The sequence below is a fragment of the Microbacterium sp. CPCC 204701 genome, from assembly GCF_004010105.1.
Taxonomy (GTDB): Bacteria; Actinomycetota; Actinomycetes; order Actinomycetales; family Microbacteriaceae; genus Microbacterium.
In genome coordinates this window covers 1-2,234 of sequence record NZ_RRYE01000445.1, presented here as the reverse complement: position 1 = coordinate 2,234, position 2,234 = coordinate 1, and the positions used below count along the sequence as shown (strand labels likewise).

Below are 2,234 nucleotides of genomic sequence, written 5' to 3'. Positions count from 1 at the left end.
CGCCGAACATGGAGCCCTCGGCGCGCGCCCGGGTCGCGGCATCCCTCGCCCGCGAGGCAGCCGAGCATGTCTCGCCGGTGCCCGCCGTCGACTCCGAGATGTTCCTCATCGCCGTCGTCGCGGTGCGCCGCGACCGGGAGCTGCGCGCCCTGCGACTCGAGACGCAGCGCGCCCATGCGCTCGCGGCGCCCGTGTCAGGACCGCCCCGCGGATTCCCCGCGCGCTGACGCCCGGGTGCCCCCTGGGTCAGTACCGGTAGTGGTCGAGCTTGTACGGGCCCTCGATCGGCACACCGATGTAAGCGGCCTGCTCGTCGGTGAGGGTCGTGAGCTCGACGCCCAGAGCGGCGAGGTGCAGGCGCGCCACCTTCTCATCGAGGGTCTTCGGCAGCGTGTGCACGCCGACCGGGTAGTCCTCGCGCTTGGTGAACAGGTCGATCTGTGCGAGCACCTGGTTCGCGAACGAGGCGCTCATCACGAACGACGGATGCCCCGTCGCATTGCCCAGGTTCATCAGGCGCCCCTCGCTCAGCACGAGCACGCTTCGTCCGGTGGGCAGGCGCCACTCGTGAACCTGCGGCTTGATCTCGATGCGCTCGACGCCCGGGATCGCGGCGAGGCCGGCGATGTCGATCTCGTCGTCGAAGTGGCCGACGTTGCCCACGATCGCGAGGTGCTTGAGCGACTGCAGGTGCTCCGCGGTCACGACCCGGGTATTGCCGGTGCCGGTGATGACGATGTCGACCTGCGGGGCGACGTCCTCGAGGCGCGCGACCTGGAAGCCGTCCATCGCCGCCTGCAGGGCGCAGATCGGGTCGATCTCGCCGACGATGACGCGGGCGCCCTGACCGCGCAGGGCCTCGGCGGCGCCCTTGCCCACGTCGCCGTAACCCGCGACGAACGCGACCTTGCCGCCGATCAGCACGTCGGTGGCGCGGTTGAGCCCGTCGGGCAGCGAGTGGCGGATGCCGTACGTGTTGTCGAACTTCGATTTCGTGACCGAGTCGTTGACGTTGATCGCCGGGAAGAGAAGATCCCCGGATGCCGCGAGCTCGTACAGACGGTGGACGCCCGTGGTGGTCTCCTCGGTGACGCCGAGAAGGCCCTCGGCGAGGCGCGTGTACCGCTGCGGGTCGCGCTGCATCGACGTGCGGATCGTGTCGAGCACGATGCGGAGCTCAGCCGAGTCGTCGGGCCCGGACGCGGGCACGGCGCCCGCCTTCTCGAACTCGACGCCCTTGTGCACGAGGAGCGTCGCGTCGCCGCCGTCGTCGAGGATCATGTTCGGGCCGTCGAAGCCCTCGGCCGACCAGTCGAAGATCCGGTCGGCGAGGCGCCAGTACTCCTCGAGGGTCTCGCCCTTCCAGGCGAACACCGGGACGCCCGCGGGCGCCTCCACGGTGCCGTCCGGGCCGACCACGACCGCGGCGGCCGCCTCGTCCTGCGTCGAGAAGATGTTGCAGCTGGCCCACCGCACCTGCGCGCCCAGCGCCACGAGCGTCTCGATGAGCACCGCGGTCTGCACGGTCATGTGCAGCGAGCCCGCGATGCGCGCGCCCCTCAGCGGCTGCGACGGCCCGAACTCCTCACGCAGGGCCATGAGGCCCGGCATCTCGTTCTCGGCGAGACGCAGCTGATGCCGGCCCGCTTCGGCGAGCGACAGGTCGGCGACCTCGTACTCGAGCCCTCCGACGGGCTCGGAGCTCGGGACGTCGGCGGGCGTTGCGACGGGGATGTGGGTCGGCATCCGCCCATTCTCCCACGTGGGTTCAGGCGCGGAGCGTCTCGTGGCGCACGACCACCCAGCCCTTGGGCACCGACAGTCGGTCGGTGTGGATCGCGCACAGGTCGTGCGCGTGCGGGTCGCCACCGGCGCCGAGCGGACCGATCGCGGCCATCTGGTCGCCGTAGTCGTAGGTGAGGGTCGTGACGGCCTCGCGGGCGCAACCGACTTTGGAGCAGACTCTCTCGCGCATCGCCACGACGCTACCGCGCCCCGGCGACAGTCGAGCGGATGCCGCGCCGCACGCCCGCGCCGAGGCATCCGTCACCGCATCAGGTGATTTCACCGACGCAGGACGATCTCGGCCCGATCCTCCTACGCCGGTGAAATCACCTGACCTCGCCGCGCGCGGCGAGAGCCCCGCACGATCCCGCGATCGGACCGCGACCTATGCTGGGACCATGGCGTGGCGAAGGGCGAGGATCAGCGAGCACGCGCCGCGGCGCGCCGAC

At 71.1% G+C, this 2,234-nt stretch carries 2 protein-coding genes and 1 pseudogene; 1 reads left to right on the top strand and 2 read right to left on the bottom strand.

The window, feature by feature from the left end; genetic code table 11:
* A pseudogene (locus EIO58_RS16580) lies at positions 1 to 227 on the top strand (RDD family protein); the annotation flags it as partial.
* 19 nt (positions 228 to 246) lie between these two features.
* On the opposite strand, the gene ahcY reads toward EIO58_RS16580, so the two are convergent.
* Positions 247 to 1,746: an adenosylhomocysteinase gene (gene ahcY, locus EIO58_RS16575; protein WP_127820401.1), complete on the bottom strand. Its 1,500-nt coding sequence runs from the start codon at positions 1,744 to 1,746 to the stop codon at positions 247 to 249.
* A gap of 22 nt (positions 1,747 to 1,768) precedes the next feature.
* Positions 1,769 to 1,975 (bottom strand): DUF3499 family protein, encoded by a 207-nt coding sequence (locus tag EIO58_RS16570; protein WP_127820400.1) that lies wholly within the window; start codon positions 1,973 to 1,975, stop codon positions 1,769 to 1,771.
* Positions 1,976 to 2,234 lie beyond the last annotated feature (259 nt).

Excerpts from the sequence above, each read along its gene's own strand:
- ahcY (WP_127820401.1), bottom strand. The coding sequence starts at position 1,746 with ATGCCGACCCACATCCCCGTCGCAACGCCCGCCGACGTCCCGAGCTCC.
- EIO58_RS16570 (WP_127820400.1), bottom strand. The coding sequence starts at position 1,975 with ATGCGCGAGAGAGTCTGCTCCAAAGTCGGTTGCGCCCGCGAGGCCGTC.